3 protein-coding genes and 1 pseudogene are annotated in these 1,373 nt (G+C 41.0%); all 4 read right to left on the bottom strand.

The annotated features are described in order from the left end of the window. A partial coding sequence (locus A3729_RS18685; protein ID WP_231877468.1) for a HigA family addiction module antitoxin occupies positions 1-136 on the bottom strand: 136 nt, incomplete at its 3' end. 15 nt (positions 137-151) lie between these two features. Further along, the gene (locus A3729_RS18680) at positions 152-430 is read right to left on the bottom strand and encodes a type II toxin-antitoxin system RelE/ParE family toxin (protein ID WP_068512971.1); all 279 of its coding nucleotides are present in this window, start codon (positions 428-430) and stop codon (positions 152-154) included. Positions 431-500: 70 nt separating this feature from the next. Continuing rightward, positions 501-803 (bottom strand): transposase, encoded by a 303-nt coding sequence (locus A3729_RS18675; RefSeq protein WP_068516012.1) that lies wholly within the window; start codon positions 801-803, stop codon positions 501-503. A gap of 165 nt (positions 804-968) precedes the next feature. Beyond that, positions 969-1,373, bottom strand: a pseudogene (locus tag A3729_RS18670) (metal-dependent hydrolase); the annotation flags it as partial.

Below are 1,373 nucleotides of genomic sequence, written 5' to 3'. Positions count from 1 at the left end.
CTGCTTTACCGTTAACAATACTAGAGAGTGTTTTTCGACTAACGCCTAATGCTTCAGCCGCTGCAGTGATACTTAGCTCGAGAGGCTCAAGACAAAGCTCTTTAATAATCTCGCCTGGATGTGGAGGGTTGTGCATTAGCATAATTTCACCTCAGTGATAATCTTCGTAATTTACAATTTCTGCATGTTCCCCATTGAAACGGAACGTCACCCTCCAATTCCCACTAACACGAACAGACCAAACATCTGAACGCTTACCAGATAAGGAGTGCAGAAATAGCCCCGGTAAATTCATATCATCTGGGGAAGTAGAAGCATTAAGTCGGCCTAAAATAAGTTTTAAACGCTTAGAGTGCTTTACTTGAATACCTGAAGTTTTTCCTGCTTTGAAGAACTTCTCGAGGCCTTTGTGTTTAAATGATAGAATCATAAGCCGAATTGTAACCTGATACGACTCAGTTATCAATAAGAGTAATCGGGGTCAGAGTAACATTTACCAATCAACCTTCAATCCTCGGCCTACCCGCTTTTCCAGGAACCACTCGACGATGATACCTTCGCTCAATCTGTTCCTTGAACCCTTCACTACCTATCGCTATTCCCTTGTTAACCGCCTCGCGTATATCTGTGATCATTTCTTCATCTACATGATGCCTAAACAATTCTCTATAATTATTTAACCTTTCATCAGTCGACTTGCCCAGTGCCAAATACTCTTTATGCGGGTTCAATAACCCTGATACTTTACCTAAAGCATTACACTGATAACTTGACCAATAATAATCACCTGGATCTTCAACCATATTGGCGACTACTGGATTTAGCTAAATATATCTATAACATTCCAATAAGTAGCGCTCTGATTCAACTAAGCTGCTTTAAGGGGACTGAGGGATTCTTTTTTAATCAGAGTTCTGTACCAACTAAAAATCCGTTAACTGATTACTTTATAATCCCTCCGTCCCCTTTTACTGCTGCGGATGCAGTGAAACACTTGAGTCCCAAAGTCGGTCCCACAGTAATGTAAGCTTTGTCCAATCAAGTGAATCGTTGACACGTATGGCTTTGATAGGCGAAATAGTCGATACTTGAGTATCTTGGTTTACTTGTTCTGCAATGGCGAAATTGAATGCATAAGCGCCTTCAACGCCCATTCTTAGGTCAGACATGACTATTCGATCTTCACGAGTTTCAGCTTTGTAAAAACCTTTGGTAAACCATACCAGTCGTTGGGCATCCCAATGGCTTTCTAAGCCTTTTAATAACTCGGTGCCTTTAGGGTAGGTCTTAAATTCGATTGTATTCGTGTCTTCCCAAATACTCACATGTGAGATGCTGTAACGATCGCCTTCATCTATCACTATTCGCCATAA

The organism is Oleiphilus sp. HI0043, from assembly GCF_001634935.1.
The sequence above is the reverse complement of the archived record's forward strand: the minus strand, read 5'-3'. Positions and strand labels throughout refer to the sequence as shown.